Below are 20,883 nucleotides of genomic sequence, written 5' to 3' on the forward strand. Positions count from 1 at the left end.
ACTGGGCTGGGTGGATGAGCAGGGTCGCACTCATCGACGATCACGAGTCCGTTCGCCTCGGCCTCGAGGCCGCGTGCGCGCGTGATTCGCAGACGGTGGTGTTCTCCGGCAGCACGGTCGTCTCCTACCTCGAGTGGCGAGTGGCCTCCGCGTCCGCTCCGGCCGACGTGGTCGTGCTCGACCTCACTCTCGGTGACGGGTCGACCGTGACGGAGAACGTGACCTCGCTCGTGAACGACGGGGCGAGCGTCGTGATCCACAGCGTGGCCGACCGTCCCGCAGCAGTGCGCGAGGCGCTCTCGGCCGGCGCCGCCGGCGTCGTCAGCAAGTCATCCGCTCTCGACGACGTGTTGGATGCGATCCGCACCGTCGCCCAGGGCGAAGCGCTCAACAACGTCGAATGGGCCAGCGCCGTCGACGGCGATCGGGCGTTCGCCGACGCGCAGCTCTCCACTCGCGAGCGCGAGGTGCTCCGGCTCTATGCCACGGGACTGCCGCTGAAGGCGGTCGCCGAACGTCTCGGCGTCGCCTACTCCACGGCCAAGGAGAACATCACCCGCGTCCGCGTGAAGTACGTCGAGGTCGGTCGTCCGGCACCCACCAAGGTCGACCTCCTCCGTCGGGCGATGGAAGACGGGATCGTCGCGGCCGACGGGGCGGCGAGTGCCCGCTGATCCGCTCAGCATCCGCGATGCCTGGAGCAAGATCCCCTCGCCCGGCAGTGCGGACACCGAGTTCGAGCGCTTCACCGGCAAGCGAATGGAGCGGATCCTCGCGATCGTCGTGGCGATCGGCTCTGCTGCGCTCGGCGTGCAGGCTCTGATCGCCGCGCTGAGCTCTCCGTTGCGTACCGATGCGGCGGATGCCGTGATCCTGGCCGCGGTCTTCGTGCCCCTGGCGGCGATGCTCGCCGCGTGTCTGATCGGGCGCGGTGTCCGCCTCTTCTCCGGCGTCTTCGCCGTGATCTACGTCCTGGCCCTGGCCGCATGGCCGACCGTCGTCGATCCGACCGACAAGAGTGCGGGGGATCAGCCGTGGATATTCTTCCTCGTCAACGTCGGCGTGGTCGCGGCGATGCTCGCGTTCCCCCTGCGACTCCAGTTCGCCTGGGCGGCGGGGATGCCGTTCGTCTACGGGTACGTCCGACTCGTCCAGGGCGAGTTCTCGCGGGAGTTCTGGGTGACGACCGCGTTCGATGTGTCGTTCACGCTGATCCTGGGCGTGGTCATGATCTCGCTCGGCTGGATGTTCCGCTCGGTCGCGGCCGGCGTGGACGAGGCCAGAGGTCAGGCGGTCTCGTCGTACTCGACCGCCGCCGCTGCTGCTGCCGCAGAGGAGGAGCGGGTGGCCATGTCGGCACTCATGCACGACAGCGTCCTGGCTGCGCTGATCGCCGCGGAGCGCGCCGAAGGCGATCGGGCGAAGGAGCTCGCTGTCGCGATGGCGCGCGAAGCGCTCACCCGGCTGGCGAACACCGAAGCCGCGGTGGCGCAGGAGGGGAGTGATGAGCCGATCGGGACGGCGCAGATCGTGGTGGAGCTGCGTCGAGCGCTCTCCGAACTCGGCGCCGACGCGATCGTCGAGGAGCGGGGCGGGATCGGGCTGATTCCCGGTCGCGCGGCCCGGGCCCTGGTGCTCGCCGCGCGTCAGGCCATCGGCAACGCCGTCGCACATGCCGGCGGGCGCGGCCTGCACATCGTCGCCGAGGGGCACGGCGACGAGGGGATCGCCGTCACGGTGTCCGACGCCGGGCCGGGTTTCGACGTCGAGAGCATCGGGGCGGATCGTCTCGGCATCCGGGCGTCCATCCTCGCTCGCATGGCCGGCGTCGCGGGCACCGCGGAGATCCGATCCGACGAGCACGGCACGATCGTGGTCCTGGGCTGGGAGCGCTCGTGAACCGCACCGTCCGCAGCGTCGCCACCTCGCTCGCCGTCGGGTTCGCGCTGTACTTCGTCGCGCGCGGTATCTGGTGGATCGAGCAGCCGACCGCACCGCTGGCGATGGTCCTCGCGATCGGTCTCTACCTCGTCGTCGTCAACATCGCGATCCTCGGCAGCGCCACTACGGTGCGGATGCCGTTGTGGTCGGCCGTGCTCGCGCTGCTGGCCAGTGCCGTCATCCCGGCGCTGGTGACGTTCGCGCTCGACCCCGCCGACCGCACTGCACCGTTCGCCACCTGGTACATCGGCGCACTCGGCCTGCTCGGGGTCGTGTGCGTCGTCCGTCGTCGGTTCCTCGTCGGCTGGGCGACGCTGGCGGTCCTGGTGGCGGCGACGTCCGCCTATCTCGGCCTCGGTGTCGCGTTGAGCCTCGGTCTGGTGGGCTCGATCATGTGGGTCGTCGTCGCCCGTCTGCTCGTGATGTTCTGGGATCGCGCGGTCCGCGACACGGAACGCCTCGCCGAGATCCAGCAGGCGGTCTCGGCCTGGCACGCCACGCAACGGGTGCGTCAGCGTGAACGGCGCCTGCGCACGCAGTTCGCTCTGGCTGTCGCGGGGCCCGTCCTGAGCCGTGTGGTGGCGTCTCGCGGGTCGTTGGACGATCAGGAGCGCCTGGATGCCCGTCTGGCCGAGGGGCGACTGCGGGATGAGCTGCGCGGTGCGGATCTGCTCAACGATGCGGTGCGGAATGCGATCGACAGCGCGCGTCGACGGGGCGCGGTCGTGACGGTGTTCGACGAAGGCGGCTTCGACGGCATCGACGAGGCGCGACGGGTCGAGATCCGGGATGAGCTGGCCGCCGTGCTCATCCGTGCCCGGAGCGCTCGCCTCATCATCCGTTCGGCTCGTGATCCTCGCGTCGCCGTGACCGTGGTCGGCCGCGCCGGCACTCGCTCCTCCGGCGACGATGATTCCGTCGACCTGTGGCACGAGATCCTGCGGGACGCCGCCGCGGTCTGACCCCCACCGACGCGGCGCGCCGCCCCTCGGCTCCGGTGGGGGAGGAGACCGGAGTCGAGGCGGTAGAGAGTGGGCGAGGGGCGGCGTATCCGCCTGCCCCTCGCCGTGCGGACAGTTACCCGAAAACCGTCCGCTGGTGGCCGATCAGCGTCTGTCTACCCTGGGACAGAGAGACCAGCCGAACGCGAAGCGTCTCATTCAGTCTGAGGGTTCTTCCAATCGTTGTCTGTAGGTATTTTGGGGGACACGATTTCCCCGCCGATGGGGGATCATTGGACGATGGGAACGCGCCGGGGCACGAATCTTCCGCGGATGGGCGACTTCAATCAGTCCGTCGTGTTGGAGGCCATCCGTCAGTCCGGTGAGGGGTCGAGCCGGATCGAGCTCGCCGCAGCGACGGGTCTGTCGGCGCAGACCGTCACCAACATCACGCGGCGGCTGCTCGATGAAGGCCTCATCCGCGAGGCCGGGCGCACGATCAACGGACCGGGCAAGCCGCGCGTCACGCTGCGGCTCGTCGCGGACAGCCGCTTCTCGGTCGGTGTGCATCTGGATCCCGCCCTCATGACTTTCGTGCTCCTCGACCTGTCCGGTGCGGTCGTGCGGCGTGTCGGCGTGCGCACCCCGGCCATGGAACCTCCTCGGATCGTCCAGGCCATGGCGGCGACGGTCGACGCGCTCATCACGGTCTCGGGCATCGACAGGGCATCGATCGCCGGTGTCGGGGTCGCGGCGCCCGGCCCCCTCGATGCGGAGAAGGGCACCGTGATCGACCCGCCGAAGCTGCTCGGCTGGAAACGCGTGCCGCTTCGCTCCGTGCTGGCCGAGGCGATCGGCCTCCCGGTGGTACTCGAGAAGGACACGACCGCCGCCGCGGTGGGCGAGCTCTGGACGCGGAGGGCGTCGGCCGACGACTCCTTCGTGTTCGTGTATCTGGGCACGGGTATCGGGGCGGCGCTGGCCAGAGACGGGGAAGCCGTCCCCGGAAGCACCCGCAACATCGGAGAGATCGGACACCTCATCGTCGATCCGGACGGACCGCCGTGCACGTGCGGCTCCCGTGGGTGCGTCGAGGTCGTCTGCACGCCGCAGGCGATCGTCGCGCAGGCGGAGCGGGCGGGAGTGTTCCGCGACGATCGTGAGCTCAGCGATGTCGAGGCGGTGGACGCGCGTTTCACGGAGCTGTGTCAGCGGGCGGCTGACGGCGATGAGCTCGCCGACGGTGTGCTGACGCGGGCCGCGGCGCACATGGCGGTGCTGACGGCCGGGCTGACGAACATGCTCGACGTGGACCGTGTGGTCTTCGGTGGCCCATTCTGGTCGCGGCTGGCCGAGGTCTACCTGCGGGAGATCCCCGACCGGCTCGAACGGGCGAGCGCCACACGTGCGGTGCGCTCGCTGCCCGTGGACGGGACGGTCGTCGGTGACGATGTCGCCGCTGTGGGGGCCGGCTGCGTGGTACTCGACTCCGTGCTCAGCCCGCGAGCATCGGCGCTGCTGCTCGACCACTGATCCCGATCAGCCGGAGAATCGTCCCCAGGGGATGTCTCGACGCAGCGGACGACGGAGCGGGCGCTGCGTGCGGGTCCAGGCCGAGACCGACGGCTCCTCGACGACGGCGTCCGCCGCCTCGGCGGCGTACGCCTCGCTGATCACCGCGATGAGTGCGGCGAGTTCCTCTTCGGTGGCGGCTCCACGGGTGATCTCGAGCATCGGCGCGACGTCCCCTGATGCTGCGTCCTGCGTGTCGTGCGCGGTCACAGCGGGATGTTCCCGTGCTTCTTCGGCGGCAGCTCCGCACGCTTGCCGCGCAGAGCACGCAGCGCCTTCGCGATCGAGACGCGGGTGTTCGCGGGCTCGATGATGCCGTCGAGCTCGCCGCGCTCCGCCGCGAGGAACGGCGACGCCACGTCGTAGGTGTACTCGTTCGCGAGGCGGGTGCGCACGGCGGCGACGTCTTCGCCGGCCTCCTCCGCCCTCTTGATCTCACCGCGGTACAGGATGTTGACGGCACCCTGGCCGCCCATGACCGCGATCTCGGCGGTGGGCCAGGCGAGGTTCACGTCGGCGCCGAGCTGCTTGGATCCCATCACGATGTAGGCGCCGCCGTAGGCCTTGCGCAGGATGACGGTGACCAGCGGCACGGTGGCCTCGGCGTACGCGTAGAGGAGCTTCGCACCGCGCCGGATGACGCCTTCCCATTCCTGGTCGGTGCCCGGCAGGTATCCGGGCACATCGACGAGGGTGACGATCGGGATCGAGAACGCGTCGCAGAAGCGCACGAACCGGCTGGCCTTCTCTCCGGCCTCGATGTTGAGCGTTCCGGCCATCTGCGACGGCTGGTTGGCGATGATGCCGACCGAACGTCCCTCGATGCGGCCGAAGCCGATCACGATGTTCGGGGCGAACAGCGGCTGCACCTCGAGGAAGTCGCCTTCGTCGACGATGTGCTCGATCACCGTGTGGATGTCGTAGGGCTGGTTCGTCGAGTCCGGCACGATCGTGTTCAGCGTGCGGTCCGCGTCGGTGGTCTCGAACTCGAAGGTGCTCTCGTACGAGGGCAGCTCCGCCATGTTGTTGTCGGGGAGGAAGCTGAGGAGCGTGCGCGCGTAGTCGATCGCATCGTCCTCATCCTCGGCGAGATAGTGCGAGACGCCGGAGCGGGTGTTGTGCGTGTACGCGCCGCCGAGCTCCTCCATACCCACGTCCTCGCCGGTGACGGTCTTGATCACGTCGGGTCCGGTGACGAACATCTGGCTGGTCTTGTCGACCATGATGACGAAGTCGGTGAGTGCCGGCGAGTACACAGCTCCTCCGGCGGCCGGGCCCATGATGATGGAGATCTGCGGGATGACTCCGGAAGCGCGGGTGTTCAGGCGGAAGATCTCGCCGTACTTGCCGAGCGCGACGACGCCCTCCTGGATGCGTGCGCCGCCCGAATCGAGGATGCCGATGCACGGCATGCCTCCGGAGAGCGCGAACTCCATGATCTTGATGATCTTCTCGCCGGCGACCTCGCCAAGCGATCCGCCGAATGTCGAGAAGTCCTGGGAGTACACCGCGACGGTGCGTCCGTTGATCGTGCCGACGCCGGTGACGACCGAGTCGCCGTACGGACGGGAGCGGTCCATGCCGAACGCGGTCGTGCGGTGGCGCACATACTCGTCGAACTCGACGAAGCTCCCGGGGTCGACGAGCAGTTCGATGCGCTCGCGGGCGGTCATCTTGCCCTTGGCGTGCTGCTTCTCCTTCGCCTTCGCTTCCGCGTCGACGACGGCTTCCGTATAGCGAGCGCGCAGATCCGCGATCTTGCCGGCGGTGGTAAAGAGGTCGGGCTTGTCCGTCACGGATTCCACCCTAGCGTCGGGGCGACGCGCTCCGTTGGATGCTCGGCACAACGGGTCGGTCGATCCTTTGGCGATGAACGCGCGAGCTCAGTGCCCGCCGGGGTCCGGTTCCTGCTCGTGGTCGGTCTCCTCCAGTGCCGGATCGTTTTTGGGCGAGCGGCCGAGGGAGAGCGCTTTGCGACCGACCCACTCGACACCGCGGACTGTCGTCCCGGCAGCACCGGCCACCGCCGTGCCGGCGTACCGGGCGCCGCGCAGCACGCGCAGTTCGACCTTCTCGGCGCCGGGAACGGGCTCCAGCTCGAACGGGAGATCGATCGGAGCTGCACCGAACGCCCGATGCGATGTGGTGAGCACGCGACGACCGAGGATGTGGTTTCCGGCCCCGCCGATCGCCGCCCCGATGCCGAACGGCAACGCTTTGCCGATGATCGACGCTCCGCCCTTCGCGGCGAACTGCTTCACGAACATGCTCTTGAGCTGGTCGACCAGGGGGCCGACGGCGGCGCGGGGCAGCGACTTCGTGACCAGCTCGCCCCAGTAGGACGATCTGCTCCCGCCGCGCCCGGCCATCTGCCCCGCCAGTTGCCCGACCAGGTCGACGCCCTCCTTGCCCAGCATCAGGGTCATCACGAGAGCGCGTGCGCGATCGGGGTTGGCGACCGCGATGCCGTGCACCTCGGCGACCGACTGCGCGAAGAGCGCCGTCGACTCCACGAAACCCACGGTCTCGACGCCCGAGAGTGCCAGGGTCACGCCGGTACCGATGCCGGGGACGACCGCGGTCGCTCCCACTGCCGCCCCGCCCGTGGTCACGGCAGCGAGGTAGCGTCGCTCGAGGATGCGGATGATCTCGGCGGGCGTCGCGTGCGGGTTGCGCAGGCGGATGCTGCGGATGTGCGCGAGCACGAGCGGGCGCTGGATCGACAGCACGCGGTCGAGCCCCCGCACCATCATCGGATGCTCCGGGGATCCGGCGGGAGGCACGCCCTTGTCCCACGGAGCATCGTCCGGCAGGGAGTGGATCTTGTGCACCTTGGGGGTCATGCGGCGATCCTAGGGAGTCAGCCCGCGAAAACGCCGAAAGCCCGGCCCCACGACGGGGGCCGGGCTTTCGGGAACCGGGTCAGACGAAGAGGTTCGCCCGCTCGAGGTCTTCTGCGAAGTCGACCTCGACCGCGTACAGGTCAGAGACGTCCATCGGCTCGAGGAGGAGACCGTCCTCGGCGATGGCCAGCTCGAGACCGCGCTCGAAGTAGTCCTGATCCTCGACGCGCTGCAGCTGGCGCATGAACGCCTTCTTGTGCGCGGAGGAGATGTAGTTGATGCCCACGGCCTCGCCCAGACCGCCCTTGACGGTCTTGGACAGCTCGTTGATGAAGCCCTCGGCGGTGACCGTGTACTTCACCTCTTCGTCGCTGACCTTGGAGGTGTTGACGGTGACGAACGACTGATCGCGCTCGATGAAGGCGGCGGCACGACCGAGGATCATCGGGTCGAACACCACGTCGCCGTTCATCCACAGCACGCCACCCTTGCCGGTCGCGCCGAGGGCGCGCAGCAGGCTCTTCGACGTATTGGTCTCGTCGTAGCGCTCGTTGTGGACGTAGTTGACGGCGGGGAAGGCGTCGATGATGGTCTCGGCGCGATAGCCGACCACTGTGGTGATGCGCGCGTCCGAACCGAAGGCTGCGCGGATGTTGTCGTGCTGCTGGCCCATGATCGTGCGGCCGTCGCTCAGTTCGGTGAGCGGCTTCGGCAGCGCTCGGCCGAGGCGCGAGCCCATGCCGGCGGCGAGGATGACGGTCTGAAGAGTCACGAGTGCTCCTAAAGGAAGTTGTGTTCACGGTCGATTCACCGACCAGACACTTCGTCGTGCCGAGTTCATGGTAGCGAGGCAGCCTGGGAAGCCCCGGGTCGGGGAGCCTCCCGTTGTCATTTCGTGATCGAGTACACACCGGACGCACAGGCTCGCCCTCCGGGCCCATTGTGTCGGATCTGAGGGTTCGTCGGTGAATGTTGCGCGGCGGCCTTGGCATGCGGCTCCCCATTGATACCGTAGGACGGTGACTTCCTCCCCTGACGACCGCGCCGCCCAGGTGGACGAGACCGAGACCGCGCCGCCGAAGGCATCGACGAAGCCTGTGGCGAAGACGACTGCCGCGAAAACGACGCCCGCGAAGAGCGCTGCTGCGAAGTCGACTGCTGCGAAGTCGACTGCTGCGAAGACCGCTGCTGCGAAGTCGACCGCCGCTGCGAAGTCGACCGCCGCTGCGAAGACCAGTGCCGCGAAGAAGCCCGCCGGGAACCGCGCTCCGGCGAAACCGGCCGCCTCGAAGAGGGCTCCTGCCAAGAGGCCCGCCGCCACGACGGCGAGATCGGCTGCAGAGCAGGCGGCACCGACCGCTGAGGTCGTCGTGGAGCCTCTGAAGAACGCCATGCTCGATCGATCCGCGTCGAACGCCACTCCGAAGCGCACGTCTGCGACGGCCCGCACGGCCGCGGCGAAGAACACGGCCGCACGTGCCGCGGCGACGAAGCCCGCCGCGGGGACGACGGCATCGGCGAAGTCCGCGGCAGCCAAGACCGCCGCAGCCAAGACCGCCGCAGCGAAGACGGCCGCAGCGAAGACGGCGGCGGCCAAGACTGCGGCCGCGAAGACCACGGCCCGGTCGACGACCGCGAAGACGGCGGCAGCGAAGACGGCGGCGGCGAAGGCTGCCGCGGAGAAGGCTGCCGCGGAGAAGGCGGCCGCGGAGAAGGCTGCCGCGGCCGCCGCGGAGGCCGAGACGGTTGCCGCCACCGCAACGCCCGTCGTCGAGCCGGCGCCGGCTGGCGACCAGACGGCTCCCGTCGAGTCCGCTTCGGCGATCGAACCCGCCCCCGCATCCGAGGAACCGGTGCGCGGTGAGGTAGCGGCACCCGCGGTGACGGCGGCAGACGACGTCGCTGTACCGACCGAGGTCGAGGTCGAGGTCGAGTCGGAGCGCGAAGCGACGTCGGTCGAGGTCGTCGAAGCCGTGGTCGACTCCGACGACGCGGCCTCCGACGCAGTCGGCGCATCCGACAGCACGTCCGGCGGCGAGGCCATCAGCATCCGCGGTCTCGTCAAGCAGTTCGGCGACAATCGTGCCGTCTCCGGGATCGACCTGACCGTGCCTGCCGGGTCGTTCTACGGGGTCGTCGGCCCCAACGGTGCCGGCAAGACCACCACGCTCTCCATCGTCGCCGGTCTGCTGCGCGCCGATGAGGGCAGCGTCGTGATCTGCGGAATTGATCAGGCGGTGCAGCCGCAGGCGGCGAAGCGAATGATGGGCGTGCTGCCCGACCGGCTGCGCACGTTCGACCGGCTCACCGGCCGCCAGCTCCTCTACTACTACGGGCTTCTGCGCGGGCTCACGGCCGATGTCATCGAGAAGCGTGCGGCTGACCTCGCTCGTGCCTTCGATCTCGGCGACGCGCTCAGCCGAGTGGTCTCGGACTATTCAGCGGGCATGACGAAGAAGATCATGCTCGCGGGGGCCATGATCCATTCGCCGCGCGTCCTCGTGCTCGACGAGCCGTTCGAATCGGTCGATCCGGTCTCGTCCGCGGTCATCCTCGACATCCTGCGCGCCTACGTCTCACACGGCGGCACCGTCATCCTCTCCAGCCACGGCATGGATCTGGTCGAGCGCGTCTGCTCGCGTGTGGCCATCATCGTCAACGGCGAGGTGCTCGCAGAAGGAACGATCGACGAGGTGCGCGCAGGTCAGACCCTCGAAGCGCGCTTCGTGGAGCTCGCCGGATCCAGCGGAGAGGTGGAGGGGCTCGAGTGGCTGCACACGTTCTCCGACTGAGGTTCGCGCTCCTCTTCGGGGCGCTGCGCAGCGATCGTCGGGTTCGGATGCTCGTGATGCTCGCAGCGGTCGTCGCCGTCACGGTCATCGTCTGCCTCGCGATCTTCAGCCTTGCCGATGCTCCTGTTCCCGTCGCCCGCGCGGTCACGGTGCTCGGCGGGGCCGCCCTGCTCGTCGGCTTCCTCGTGGGCCCGATCCTCGTCGGCGCGGTCGACCAGCTGGATCCCCGTCGGTTCGCGGTCTTCGGCGTGGACGAACGCCAGATGCCCTGGGTGCTCACGCTGGCGGCCTTCGTCAGTGTGCCCAGCCTGGCGCTGCTCGCCGTCTACATCAGCGTCTGCATCGTCGCGGTCCAGGCGGGAACACCGTGGCCGCTCGCCATCCTGATGACGCTCCTCGGCGTCGTGACGACCGTGCTCGTCTCCCGGATCGGTATGGCGGTCAACGCCCTGCTGCTCCCCGAGCGTCGCTCGCGCGAGCTCACCGCGCTGTTCGCGCTCGCGCTGCTGGTGATCGCGTTCCCCGTCGCGGTGTTCCTCGGGTCCCTGCGCTGGGACGGTCTCGTCCCCGACTCTCTGGCGACGCTGTCGACGGTGCTCGGGTTCAGTCCGTTCGCCGCGGCGCCTGCCTTCCTCTTCTCGTCCGCTGCAGGAGGGACGGCATCGGCGTGGGTGAGCGGCATCGTGGCGATCCTCACCGTCGGCCTCCTGTGGGTCGCCTGGTCGTGGCTCGTGCGTCGCCTGCTCACGACGACCGAGCGCCCCGTCACCTCGCGAGAGCGCACCGGGCTCGGTTGGTTCGGTCTCCTGCCGTCCAACGCGTTCGGCGCGATCGCCGCCCGCAGTCTCGTGTACTGGCTCCGGGATCGCCGGTACATCATGAACATCATCGTCGTGCCGGTCGCCGGGGTGCTGACGGTGCTTCCTCTCATCGTCGCGGGCGTGCCCGTCGAGGTCGCCGCCCTGGTGCCCGTCCCGGTGATGGCGCTCTTCTTCGGCTGGCTGCCGCACAACGACGTCGCCTACGACTCGACGGCTCTGTGGACCCACGTGGCGAGCGGGGTGCGCGGGCTTCCCGATCGCCTCGGTCGCCTGGTTCCGGTTCTGCTGGTGGCTGTTCCCGTCCTCGCGATCGCCACGCCGCTGTCGCTCCTCCTCATCGGCGACTGGAGCCTCCTGCTGCCGCTCGGGGGGCTTGCGGCGAGTCTGCTGTTCTCGGCGCTCGGCATCTCGAGCATCGTCTCGGTCGTGGCCCCGTACGCGGTCTCCCGGCCCGGTGACAGCCCTTTCCAGCAGCCGCAGCGGCCCAGCTCGCGAGGCACGTACGGCCCGGCGGCCGCTTTCCTCGGAGCGATCGTGGTCAGCATCCCGACCGCCTGGCTGTTCGCGGCCACGGTCCTCGAGGGGTCGGCCTATGCGCCGGCGACGTTCTGGGTCGGGCTCCTCGTCGGGCTCACCGTGCTGGCAGCGGGAGCGGTCATCGGCGGCCGCATCTTCGAGCGCAGCGGCGAGAGGCTGATGGAGTTCGTCGAGACCGCGTGACGACCGCCCGCGGCGTCTTCGACGCCGCTAGACTCTCGGGATGAGTACTCCGCTGGACAGCCCCGATCAGGGCGGCGTGGCAACGCTTGATCGCGAACTGGAAGAGCTCCTCCGCGAGGAGAATCTCGAGCCGGGCGACCACGAGCGCTTCTCGCACTATGTGAAGAAGGACAAGATCCTCGAGTCCGCGATCACCGGGAAACCGGTGCGGGCACTGTGCGGCAAGAAGTGGACGCCGGGTCGCGACCCGGAGAAGTTCCCGATCTGCCCCACGTGCAAGGAGATCTACGAGTCGATGATCGGCTGACGTCAGTCGGCTTCGACGTACACGGTGGGAATCGCCGGGTCGGACTTGCTGAGCGCGAGAGCGCGCACCGGCAGCTCCTCGCGCACGCGCAGGTGGTGTGCTCGTGCGGCCGCCGTCCCCTCCGCGCCCTCGTGGGCGGTGTCGATGTCGCCCGCCTCGACGAAGGTCACCTGAAGCGCACGGCCGTCGGGGTGCTCGTCGGGCGTGTCCAGTTCCTCGAAGCCGTCGGAGACGACGACCGTCTCTGCGGTCGCGACGCCGTCGACCACGGTGCGGAACGCCGCCTTGCGGCCGCCGTACGAGGCCTTGTCGGCAGACGCCTTCGCCACGCCGATCCACGACCCGTCGGCATCCTGCCGTGCGACGAGCTTGTAGACCATGCTCGCCGTGGGGTATCCGGAGCCGGTGACCACGGATGTGCCGACACCGTAGGCATCGACCGGTGATGCGGCGAGAGCCGCGATGGCGTACTCGTCGAGGTCGCTGGTCACGGTGATGCGTGTGTGGGCGGCACCGAGCTCGTCGAGCTGTGCGCGCACATCCGCGGCGACGATCGGAAGGTCGCCGGAGTCGATGCGCACACCGCCGAGACGGGGGCCGGCGACGCGGATCGCCGTCTCGACGCCGGTGCGGATGTCGTACGTGTCGACGAGCAGCGTGGTGTCGGCGCCCATGCTCTCCACCTGGGCGCGGAACGCCTCCTCCTCGGTGTCGTGCAGCAGCGTCCACGAGTGGGCGGCCGTGCCCATCGTGGGAATGCCCCAGCTCCGCCCGGCTTCGAGGTTGCTCGTCGCGCCGAACCCCGCGATGTAGGCGGCGCGGGCTGCGGCCACGGCTGAGCGCTCGGCCGCACGTCGCGAACCCATCTCCGCCAGCGGACGCTCGCCCGCCGCGATGCTCATCCGCGCGGCGGCGGTCGCGACTGCTGAGTCGTGGTTGAGCACGCTGAGCGCCAGCGTCTCCAGGACCACCGCGTCGGCGAACGTCCCCTCGACGGTGAGGATGGGGGAGCCGGGGAAGTACAGTTCACCCTCGCGGTAACCGCGGATCGATCCGGTGAACCGGTAGTCCTCGAGGTACTTCAGCGACTCGGCGTCCACGACCTGCGCGTCACGCAGGAAGCGCAGCTCCTCCTCACCGAAGCGGAACTCGCGCAGCAGCCCGAGAAGGCGACCGGTGCCGGCCACCACGCCGAACCGGCGACCGCCGGACAAGCGGCGGGAGAACAGTTCGAAGACGCTGGGACGGAAGGCCGTGCCGTCCCGGAGGGAAGCGGCGAGCATCGTCAGCTCGTAGCGGTCGGTGAGCAGCGCCGTCGACGTGGTCATGCGCTCAGCTTACTGAGCGTGCTGATGCGCGCGTCGGGCCGCGCGCGGGTAGGCTGGGGAGTCATGAACGACGCGCCGATCGGGATCTTCGACTCCGGTGTCGGCGGGCTCACGGTGGCGCGGGCCATCCGCGCCCAGCTGCCCCGAGAGTCCTTCGTCTACATCGGCGACACCGCGCACTCCCCGTACGGCCCCAAGCCGATCGCCGACGTCCGCCGCTACTCGCTCGAGGTGCTCGACACACTTGTCGACCAGGGTGTGAAGATGCTCGTGATCGCGTGCAACACGGCGTCGGCGGCGATGCTCCGTGACGCGCGCGAGCGATACGACATCCCCGTCGTCGAGGTCATCGGCCCCGCCGTGCGCCGAGCCGTCTCCACGACGCGCAACGGGCGGGTCGGCGTCATCGGCACGGTGGGCACCATCGGATCCCGGGCCTACCAGGACATGCTCGAGGTGAACGAGAGACTGCGGGTCTTCACGGCGGCCTGTCCGCGGTTCGTCGAGTTCGTCGAAGCGGGGATCACGGGTACGCCCGAGGTCCTCGCGGTCGCCGAGGAGTACCTCGCCCCGTTGCGGAACGCGGACGTGGACACGCTCGTGCTCGGGTGCACGCACTATCCGTTCCTCCGCGGTGCCATCAGCTATGTCATGGGAGAGGGCGTCACCCTCGTCTCCAGCGACGACGAGACCGCAGGCGACGTGTACCGCCAACTGGTCAGAGGCGACCTCCTGGCGTCGCCCGACGCGACGGCGACCTACGTCTACGAGGCCACCGGAGCCTCGGCCGATGAATTCACGGCATTGGCCAACCGGCTCATGGGTCGTGAGGTCCGCGACGTGCAGCTCGTGCAGACCGGCGTGATCCCCCTTCCCCGCATCGCCTTCGAGTAAGGCCTCCTCGAATCGTCCTGACTCGATTCGTCCACCCCGACCGAGAGAAGCACATGACCGAAATCGTCCGCGTCGACGGCCGTTCCACCGACCAGCTGCGAGAGATCACCATCGAGCGCAACTGGAGCGCGCACGCCGAGGGGTCCGCCCTGATCAGCTTCGGCGGCACGAAGGTGCTGTGCACCGCCTCCTTCACCAACGGCGTCCCGCGCTGGCTGACCGGGAAGGGCAAGGGATGGGTGACGGCCGAGTACTCGATGCTCCCGCGTGCGACGAACAGCCGCAACGACCGCGAGAGCGTCAAGGGGCGTATCGGCGGTCGCACACACGAGATCTCCCGCCTCATCGGCCGCGCGCTGCGCGCCGTCGTCGACACCAAGGCACTCGGTGAGAACACGATCGTGATCGACTGCGATGTGCTGCAGGCAGACGGTGGCACGCGCACCGCAGCCATCACGGGCGCGTACGTAGCGCTGGCCGACGCGATCGAGTGGGGTCGGGAGAAGAAGTTCATCGGCAAGAACTCCACCCCGCTGCTCGACTCCGTGGCCGCCGTGTCGGTGGGGATCATCGACGGCGAGCCCATGCTCGATCTGGCATACACCGAGGATGTCCGGGCCGAGACCGACATGAACGTCGTGGTCACCGGGCGCGGGCTCTTCGTCGAGGTGCAGGGCACCGCGGAGGGAGCGCCGTTCGACAAGCGCGAACTCGATGCGCTGCTCGAGCTCGGCGTGGCCGGCTGCGAGGACCTGAAGGGCAAGCAGCTCGCCGCGCTGGCGGGCGAGTGACGATGCAGGTCGTCCTCGCGACCCACAACGCCCACAAGGTCGCGGAGTTCCAGCAGATCGTGGCGCAGGCGCGTCCTGACCTCGAGGTCGTCGGCTACGACGGACCCGAACCGGTCGAAGACGGAGTCACCTTCGCCGAGAACGCGCTGATCAAGGCGCGGGCGGCGTCCGCGCACACCGGACTCGCTGCCCTGGCTGACGACTCCGGGATCTGCGTCGACGTGCTCGGCGGCTCTCCCGGAGTCTTCTCCGCCTACTGGGCAGGACAGAAGAAGGATGCTTCGGCCAACCTCGAGCTGCTGCTCGACCAGCTGCGCGATATCGCTGACCCGCACCGGGCCGCGCACTTCACCTCGACGATCGCTCTGGTTCTGCCGGATGGACGCGAGCATGTCGTGGAGGGGCGCTGGCCTGGGCGCCTCGCGCACGCGTCGTCGGGCGACGGCGGCTTCGGATACGACCCGATCTTCATCCCCGATGGTCAGCCGGAAGGGCAGGAGCGGACCGTGGGCGGCTTCTCCGCGGACGAGAAGCAGTCGCAGTCGCATCGGGCCCGCGCTTTCGCCGAACTGCTGCCGCTGCTCGGCGCGCTCTGACGTCGCACGGTCCTTCAGCGAACCGCAGATGACGGTGAGAATCGTTACCCTTCCCGACTAGCCGGAACCGGGCTTCCGGCCCGGTTTCCCGGTCTAGCCTGGGGGCATGCACGATCACGCACCCGCCGCCGGCGGCATTCGTTCAGCCAGTAGTCGACGCCTGCTGGCGATCTCGTTGTCGCTCACCGCGACCGTGATGGTCGTGCAGGTCGTCGGTGCGATCCTGACCGGATCGCTCGCGCTCCTCGCGGACGCCGCCCACATGTTCACGGATGCGTCCGCCCTCGTGATCGCGCTGATCGCGGCGACGGTGGCGGCACGCCCGGCCGATGACCGGCGCACCTTCGGCTATCAGCGCGCCGAGGTGTTCGGCGCGCTGATCAACGCGGTGATCCTGATCGCTCTGGCGACCTGGGTGGCGGTGGAGGGCATCGGTCGGCTCGTGAACCCGGGAGACGTCGAGGTCGCCGGCGGGCTCATGCTGGTCGTCGCCGTGGTGGGCCTGGTCGCCAACGCCATCTCGATGTGGTTGCTGAGCCGCGCGCAGCGCACGAGCATCAACGTGCGTGGGGCGTATCTCGAGGTGATGGGCGACCTGATCGGATCTGCGGCCGTCATCGTCGCGGCGATCGTCATCCTCCTCACCGGATGGATGCCGGCGGATGCCATCGCGTCCCTCTTCATCGCCGCCATGATCATCCCGCGGGCGGTCACACTCCTACGCGAGGTCTTCTCGGTCCTCGCCGAATCCGCGCCGAAGGGGACGGCCGTCAGCGACATCCGGACGCACCTGCTCGGATACGCGGGTGTGGTCGGAGTGCACGATGTGCATGTCTGGCAGCTGACCCGAGGGGCGCCCGTGTTCACGGCCCACGTGAGCGTCGATCCGCAGTTGCTCGCCGACGGACGGTCGACGCAGCTGCTCTCCGACATGCAGGCGTGTCTTGCCGATCACTTCGATGTCGCGCACTCGACGTTCCAGATCGAGCCGGCCGAGCAGTCCGACTGCGAACCGCATCACGCCTGAGGCGAGCCGACGAGTGGGTGTTCAGGGCTCGACGACGATGTCGTCCGGCTCCTTGTCCGGGCGCAGCCCCCGCCACCGGGCGTGGCGAAGGACGCCGTCCGGAGTCCAGTTCGCGAACTCCACCTCGCCGACGAGGTCGGGGCGCACCCAGAGCGCATCGGACGCATCGGGGGCCGGCACGCCGTCGAGGGGAGCGGTCTTCACGCGCAGCGGCTCCAGTCGCGTGAGGAGGTCGCGCAGGATACGGTCCGTGAACCCGGAGCCCACGCGTCCGACGTAACGGAGCCGTGGCGGTCCGTCGACACCGTCAGCAGGCTCCGGCACCGCGAGCAGCAGCGAGCCGAGGGTGCTCTCCCGATCCCCCTTCCCCGGGCGGATGCCGACGATCACGGCCTCCTGCATGCGCGTGTGCTTGAGTTTCAGCCAGGACGGGCTTCGTTGCCCCGGGCGATAGCGGGACTGCGGATCCTTGACCACGACCCCTTCGAGTCCGAACTCCCGGCTCGCGGCCAGGGCAGCGTCGACGTCGTCGAAGACCGGCGGGAGCTGGACGGGAGCGTCGAGGTCGGCGATCACGTCTTCGAGCAGTGTGCGCCTTTCCCGCAGCGGCATTCCGGTGAGGTCATGACCGTCGAGGCGCAGCAGATCGAACAGCATGTAGACGATCGGCGTGCGGATGACCTCACGCTCGATCTCACGCGGCCGCGTGAGGTGCATGCGGTTCTGCAGCAGCGAGAAGCTCGGTCGCCCGTGGCCGTCGAACGCCACGATCTCCCCGTCCACTACGGCGTCCGTGACCGGGAGGAACGGCGCACCATCCGCTGTCAGTTCGGGGTAGCGGGCGGTGATATCGGTGCCGCGACGTGCGTGCAGCAGCATCCGCCCGTCCGCCCACGTGCCCATCGCGCGGATGCCGTCCCACTTCACCTCGACCCAAGAGGGGTCGCTCAGCGCGCGCGCGACTCCGGGCGTGCCGTTCTCCGCGAGCATCGGTGCGAGCGTGGCGGCGGTGCTGTCGGTCGCCGGGATCGGTCCGCTACGCGGATGGCGCGAAGATCGACGCGGCGATGTCGTCGCCGCGGGCGGCGGCGTCGGCGTCGACTCGATGGCGAGGGGTCGAAGGCTCGCGAGAGGATCCATGCCCGAAGCCGACCTGTCCAGAACCTGTTCGAAGTCGAGCTGCGCCAGGGCGGGGTCGTCGAGCTCCTCCCAGGTGCGAGGGGCGGCGACCCAGGGGCGTGCGCGACCACGAAGGGAGTAGGGCGAGATGGTTGTCTTCTTGCCGTTGTTCTGGCTCCAGTCGAGGAAGACCTTCCCCCCGCGCACCGCCTTCGACATGACGCTGGTGGCGAGGTCGGGGTGATCGTTCTCGATCAGGCGCGCGAGCTCCTTCACGACGGCGGAGATCTCGTCGCTGGTCTGCTCGCCCGGCAGAGCCGCGTACAGGTGGATGCCCTTGCTCCCGCTCGTCACAGGGAACGGATCGAGTCCCATGTCGGTCAGGATGACGCGGGCGAACCGGGCGACCTCGGCGCACTGCGCAAGACCCACCCCGGGCCCGGGATCGAGATCGAGGACGAGACGATCGGGGCGACCGGGCAGCCCGTCCGGGGCGAAGCGCCATTGCGGCACGTGCAGTTCGATCGCCGCGACCTGGGCGAGCCACACCAGGGTGGGCACGTCCTCGACCAGCGGATACTCCTTCGTGCCGTCGGAATGCTGGATCGCCTGCCGCGGAATCCACTCGGGCGCCCCGGGTTCGAGCTGCTTCGTGAAGAACGCATCGGCCGGAGCATCCGCGGTTCCGACTCCGTCCACCCAGCGCTTGCGGGTCACCGGACGACCGTCCAGGAGAGGAAGGAGGAGGGGGGCGATCGTGCTGTAATAGGCGATGACCTCACCCTTGGTGGTGCCGGTCTCGGGGTACACGACCTTGTCGAGGTTCGTCACGCGCAGACGACGGCCGCCGACCTGCACGACCTGCCCCTGTCCGACCATGCAGCCAGCGTAGTCAAGGGTCTGGCCGCGACGGTGTCGGCTGGTGTTCACTGGTCACATGAGAACGATCTGGAAGGGCGCGCTGACGTTCGGCCTCGTGAACGTGCCGGTCAAGGTGTACTCCGCGACCGAGGACCACGACGTGCCGCTGCATCAGGTGCATGAGAAGGACGGCGGGCGCATCCGCTACCAGCGCACCTGCGAGGTGTGCGGTGAGACCGTGGCATACGCCGACATCGACCGCGCCTACGTCGAGGAGGGGCAGACCGTCGTGCTCACCAAGGACGACCTCGCAGCCCTCCCTGCGGAGAAGAGCCGGGAGATCGACGTGGTCGAGTTCGTCCCGTCCGACCAGGTCGATCTGCTCACGCTCGACAAGCCGTACTACCTCGAGCCCGACTCGAAGTCTCCCAAGGCGTACGTTCTGCTGCGGAAGACCCTGGAGCAGACCGACCGCACCGCGATCGTGCGGTTCACGCTACGACAGAAGACGAGGCTGGCGGCGCTCCGCGTGCGGGGCAAGGTGCTCGTGCTGCAGACGCTCCTGTGGGCCGACGAGGTGCGCGAAGCCGAGTTCCCCGCGCTGGACGAGGACGTGCGGATCTCGAAGAAGGAGCTCGAGCTCTCGGCATCGCTCGTCGACAGCTACTCGGCCGATTTCGATCCCGAGGAGTTCGTGGACGAGTACCAGAAGGAGCTGCGCACCCTCATCGATGCGAAGATCGAGGCAGGCGACACATTCGACGTGGCAGAGACCTTCGGCGAAGCCGAGAAGGCAGCCGAGGGCGGCGAGGTCATCGACTTGATGGAGGCGCTCCGCGCCAGCGTCGCGCGCACCAAGGAGGAACGCGCCAAGAACGCGGGCTGAGAGGTCGGCGCCGCGGTGACGGCGCCGGGAACTCAGTGCTTGCCGTCGCCGTCCAGGTCGGGCGCGCGGTCGAACACGTCGGCGTCCAGGACGAGCTCCTTCGCCTCTTCGGCATCCGTCACGACGTCTTCACCGGCCGCTGCAGCCTTCTTCGCCTTGTGGCGCTCGGAGAAGTAGTGCCAGAGCGTAACCAGAGCGGTGCCGCCGACCGCGATCAGCAGGATCACGTCGATGTACTCGACGACGAGATCGCGCACCCACGGGATGTAGGCGATCAGGTAGCCGACCATCGTGAGTCCGAAGCCCCAGATCATGGCGCCGATGAAGTTGTACAGCGAGTATCGACGCCACGGCATGTGTCCGACGCCCGCTGCGACCGGGGCGAAGGTGCGCACGATCGGGACGAAGCGCGCCAGGATGACCGTGAGACCGCCGAAGCGCTCGAAGAACGCGTTCGTCCGCTCCACGTTCTTCTTGCTGAAGAGCCCCGATTCCTTGCGCTCGAAGATCGCCGGGCCGCCCTTGTGGCCGATCAGATAGCCGACTTCGCCGCCGATGAACGCCGAGAGGGCGATCAGGAGCGAGACGACCCAGATGTTCACGCCGAACACGTTGCTGGTGTGCGTGAGCAGGCCCGCGATGATGAGCAGCGTGTCGCCGGGAAGCAGGAACCCGACCAGCAGACCCGTCTCGGCGAAGATGATGAAGCACACGACGAGAAGTGCCCACGGCCCGGCCGCGCCGATGATCGTCTGGGGGTCGAGCCAGGGGATGAGAGCGGTCGGCGCGTGCAGCATGGTTTCGAGCACTGGGGGAGTCCCGTCGGTCGTGATTGGTCGGCGGTAGAACAGAGCGATGTCGTGGCGGCCTGAGATGGCCGCCGTCGTCTCTCGTGCGGAAGGTGGGACTTGAACCCACACGCCCTGGGGCACAGGAACCTAAATCCTGCGTGTCTGCCAATTCCACCACTCCCGCGCGGTGGAATCAGTCTACTGACCGCTGAAACCGCGTGTCTGGGGATCAGCCCGCAGTTCGCCCCCGCCGACCGACGGGCCGCGCCTCACGCGTGAGGAGCCGAGGGTGGGATGCCGGGCTCCGACGGGTTCGGCGCGAGAGGTTCTTCGGGGTTGGGCGCCAGCGGCTCCTGGGGGTTCGGCGCCAGCGGCTCCTGGGGGTTCGGGGCCAGTGGCTCTTCCGGGTTGGGGGCGAGCGGCTCATCGGGGAAGAGCGGAGAGGGCTCGTCGGGGTTCGACGGGAACGGAGTGGTCTCGGTCATGTCGGTGTCCTTTCGCTGAAATCACGTCATGCATCGCCGAGTCGAGCAGGGTGCGGCCACGGTGTCTGCTCCCTTGCACGACGGCGACGGATGTGGTGAGGGTCGTGCTGAGGCGGCGCTCCCGGCGGTCCCCAAGCTGGCTGTGGATAACTTCGGACCCGCCTGGCG

20 protein-coding genes and 1 tRNA gene are annotated in these 20,883 nt (G+C 68.8%); 12 read left to right on the forward strand and 9 right to left on the reverse strand.

The features are described from left to right. Positions 1–14 precede the first annotated feature (14 nt). From OC372_RS15445 to OC372_RS15460, 4 genes are all read left to right on the forward strand, one after another. Complete coding sequence (locus OC372_RS15445) at positions 15–674, forward strand: response regulator transcription factor (RefSeq protein WP_029262528.1); 660 nt, start codon at positions 15–17, stop codon at positions 672–674. Continuing rightward, on the forward strand, positions 664–1,899 hold the full coding sequence (locus OC372_RS15450) for a hypothetical protein (protein ID WP_029273921.1): 1,236 nt from the start codon (positions 664–666) through the stop codon (positions 1,897–1,899). Before OC372_RS15445 ends, OC372_RS15450 begins: the two co-directional genes overlap by 11 nt. Beyond that, positions 1,896–2,903, forward strand: coding sequence for a hypothetical protein (locus OC372_RS15455; protein ID WP_262002605.1), 1,008 nt, complete (start codon positions 1,896–1,898; stop codon positions 2,901–2,903). Before OC372_RS15450 ends, OC372_RS15455 begins: the two co-directional genes overlap by 4 nt. 312 nt (positions 2,904–3,215) lie before the next feature. After that, positions 3,216–4,415, forward strand: a complete 1,200-nt coding sequence (locus OC372_RS15460; protein WP_262002676.1) for an ROK family transcriptional regulator — start codon at positions 3,216–3,218, stop codon at positions 4,413–4,415. Between the two features lie 6 nt (positions 4,416–4,421). On the opposite strand, the gene OC372_RS15465 is transcribed toward OC372_RS15460, so the two are convergent. The 4 genes from OC372_RS15465 to OC372_RS15480 form a co-directional block, all read right to left on the reverse strand. Beyond that, on the reverse strand, positions 4,422–4,664 hold the full coding sequence (locus OC372_RS15465) for an acyl-CoA carboxylase subunit epsilon (protein WP_029262524.1): 243 nt from the start codon (positions 4,662–4,664) through the stop codon (positions 4,422–4,424). Beyond that, positions 4,661–6,250 (reverse strand): acyl-CoA carboxylase subunit beta, encoded by a 1,590-nt coding sequence (locus OC372_RS15470; protein ID WP_372466447.1) that lies wholly within the window; start codon positions 6,248–6,250, stop codon positions 4,661–4,663. The genes OC372_RS15465 and OC372_RS15470 overlap by 4 nt, the downstream gene beginning before the upstream one ends. Before the next feature lie 87 nt (positions 6,251–6,337). Beyond that, positions 6,338–7,297 (reverse strand): hypothetical protein, encoded by a 960-nt coding sequence (locus OC372_RS15475; protein WP_262002606.1) that lies wholly within the window; start codon positions 7,295–7,297, stop codon positions 6,338–6,340. 79 nt (positions 7,298–7,376) lie between these two features. Next, on the reverse strand, positions 7,377–8,069 hold the full coding sequence (locus OC372_RS15480) for an NTP transferase domain-containing protein (protein WP_029262521.1): 693 nt from the start codon (positions 8,067–8,069) through the stop codon (positions 7,377–7,379). A 247-nt stretch (positions 8,070–8,316) separates the two neighbouring features. On the opposite strand from OC372_RS15480, the gene OC372_RS15485 reads away from it, so the two are divergent. The 3 genes from OC372_RS15485 to OC372_RS15495 are packed head-to-tail and all read left to right on the forward strand — an operon-like array spanning position 8,317 to position 11,937. Next, positions 8,317–10,089 (forward strand): ABC transporter ATP-binding protein, encoded by a 1,773-nt coding sequence (locus OC372_RS15485; protein WP_262002607.1) that lies wholly within the window; start codon positions 8,317–8,319, stop codon positions 10,087–10,089. Then, positions 10,065–11,630, forward strand: coding sequence for a hypothetical protein (locus tag OC372_RS15490; protein ID WP_262002608.1), 1,566 nt, complete (start codon positions 10,065–10,067; stop codon positions 11,628–11,630). Before OC372_RS15485 ends, OC372_RS15490 begins: the two co-directional genes overlap by 25 nt. A 40-nt stretch (positions 11,631–11,670) precedes the next feature. Beyond that, complete coding sequence (locus OC372_RS15495) at positions 11,671–11,937, forward strand: DUF3039 domain-containing protein (protein ID WP_026049764.1); 267 nt, start codon at positions 11,671–11,673, stop codon at positions 11,935–11,937. Between the two features lie 2 nt (positions 11,938–11,939). Here the strand turns inward: OC372_RS15495 and OC372_RS15500 are convergent, their stop codons facing one another. Then, complete coding sequence (locus OC372_RS15500) at positions 11,940–13,265, reverse strand: nicotinate phosphoribosyltransferase (protein ID WP_262002609.1); 1,326 nt, start codon at positions 13,263–13,265, stop codon at positions 11,940–11,942. 63 nt (positions 13,266–13,328) lie between these two features. Here OC372_RS15500 and murI point away from each other — a divergent pair, with 63 nt between their 5' ends. The 4 genes from murI (at position 13,329) to OC372_RS15520 (ending at position 16,573) form a co-directional block, all read left to right on the forward strand. Then, positions 13,329–14,159 carry a glutamate racemase gene (gene murI, locus OC372_RS15505; RefSeq protein WP_029262517.1) on the forward strand — a complete coding sequence of 277 codons (831 nt, stop codon included), beginning with the start codon at positions 13,329–13,331 and terminating at the stop codon, positions 14,157–14,159. A 53-nt stretch (positions 14,160–14,212) separates the two neighbouring features. Further along, positions 14,213–14,950 (forward strand): ribonuclease PH, encoded by a 738-nt coding sequence (gene rph, locus OC372_RS15510; RefSeq protein ID WP_029262516.1) that lies wholly within the window; start codon positions 14,213–14,215, stop codon positions 14,948–14,950. A gap of 2 nt (positions 14,951–14,952) precedes the next feature. After that, on the forward strand, positions 14,953–15,546 hold the full coding sequence (gene rdgB, locus OC372_RS15515; protein ID WP_029262515.1) for an RdgB/HAM1 family non-canonical purine NTP pyrophosphatase: 594 nt from the start codon (positions 14,953–14,955) through the stop codon (positions 15,544–15,546). A 106-nt stretch (positions 15,547–15,652) separates the two neighbouring features. After that, on the forward strand, positions 15,653–16,573 hold the full coding sequence (locus OC372_RS15520) for a cation diffusion facilitator family transporter (RefSeq protein WP_262002610.1): 921 nt from the start codon (positions 15,653–15,655) through the stop codon (positions 16,571–16,573). Between the two features lie 21 nt (positions 16,574–16,594). Here OC372_RS15520 and ligD read toward each other — a convergent pair whose 3' ends face one another. After that, positions 16,595–18,571, reverse strand: coding sequence for a non-homologous end-joining DNA ligase (ligD, locus tag OC372_RS15525; RefSeq protein WP_262002611.1), 1,977 nt, complete (start codon positions 18,569–18,571; stop codon positions 16,595–16,597). 58 nt (positions 18,572–18,629) lie between these two features. Here ligD and OC372_RS15530 point away from each other — a divergent pair, with 58 nt between their 5' ends. Beyond that, a complete protein-coding gene (locus OC372_RS15530) occupies positions 18,630–19,439 on the forward strand; it encodes a Ku protein (protein ID WP_029262512.1) in 810 nt (269 codons plus the stop codon). Between the two features lie 32 nt (positions 19,440–19,471). Here the strand turns inward: OC372_RS15530 and OC372_RS15535 are convergent, their stop codons facing one another. The 3 genes from OC372_RS15535 to OC372_RS15545 all read right to left on the reverse strand — a co-directional run bounded on the left by OC372_RS15535 (position 19,472) and on the right by OC372_RS15545 (position 20,715). Continuing rightward, a complete protein-coding gene (locus tag OC372_RS15535; protein WP_262002680.1) occupies positions 19,472–20,236 on the reverse strand; it encodes a DedA family protein in 765 nt (254 codons plus the stop codon). Positions 20,237–20,332: 96 nt separating this feature from the next. Beyond that, positions 20,333–20,414 (reverse strand) — tRNA-Leu (locus OC372_RS15540). Positions 20,415–20,499: 85 nt separating this feature from the next. Further along, positions 20,500–20,715, reverse strand: coding sequence for a hypothetical protein (locus OC372_RS15545; protein ID WP_262002612.1), 216 nt, complete (start codon positions 20,713–20,715; stop codon positions 20,500–20,502). Between the last annotated feature and the right edge of the window lie 168 nt (positions 20,716–20,883).

It is taken from the genome of Microbacterium sp. Mcb102, from assembly GCF_024519805.1.
Lineage (GTDB): Bacteria > Actinomycetota > Actinomycetes > Actinomycetales > Microbacteriaceae > Microbacterium.

Coding starts and splice junctions, on each gene's coding strand:
- OC372_RS15445 (WP_029262528.1), top strand. CDS start 15: ATGAGCAGGGTCGCACTCATCGACGATCACGAGTCCGTTCGCCTCGGC.
- ligD (WP_262002611.1), bottom strand. CDS start 18,571: ATGGTCGGACAGGGGCAGGTCGTGCAGGTCGGCGGCCGTCGTCTGCGC.
- OC372_RS15545 (WP_262002612.1), bottom strand. CDS start 20,715: ATGACCGAGACCACTCCGTTCCCGTCGAACCCCGACGAGCCCTCTCCG.
- rdgB (WP_029262515.1), top strand. CDS start 14,953: ATGCAGGTCGTCCTCGCGACCCACAACGCCCACAAGGTCGCGGAGTTC.
- OC372_RS15475 (WP_262002606.1), bottom strand. CDS start 7,297: ATGACCCCCAAGGTGCACAAGATCCACTCCCTGCCGGACGATGCTCCG.
- OC372_RS15460 (WP_262002676.1), top strand. CDS start 3,216: ATGGGCGACTTCAATCAGTCCGTCGTGTTGGAGGCCATCCGTCAGTCC.
- OC372_RS15500 (WP_262002609.1), bottom strand. CDS start 13,265: ATGACCACGTCGACGGCGCTGCTCACCGACCGCTACGAGCTGACGATG.
- OC372_RS15530 (WP_029262512.1), top strand. CDS start 18,630: ATGAGAACGATCTGGAAGGGCGCGCTGACGTTCGGCCTCGTGAACGTG.
- OC372_RS15495 (WP_026049764.1), top strand. CDS start 11,671: ATGAGTACTCCGCTGGACAGCCCCGATCAGGGCGGCGTGGCAACGCTT.
- OC372_RS15520 (WP_262002610.1), top strand. CDS start 15,653: ATGCACGATCACGCACCCGCCGCCGGCGGCATTCGTTCAGCCAGTAGT.
- murI (WP_029262517.1), top strand. CDS start 13,329: ATGAACGACGCGCCGATCGGGATCTTCGACTCCGGTGTCGGCGGGCTC.
- rph (WP_029262516.1), top strand. CDS start 14,213: ATGACCGAAATCGTCCGCGTCGACGGCCGTTCCACCGACCAGCTGCGA.
- OC372_RS15535 (WP_262002680.1), bottom strand. CDS start 20,236: ATGCTGCACGCGCCGACCGCTCTCATCCCCTGGCTCGACCCCCAGACG.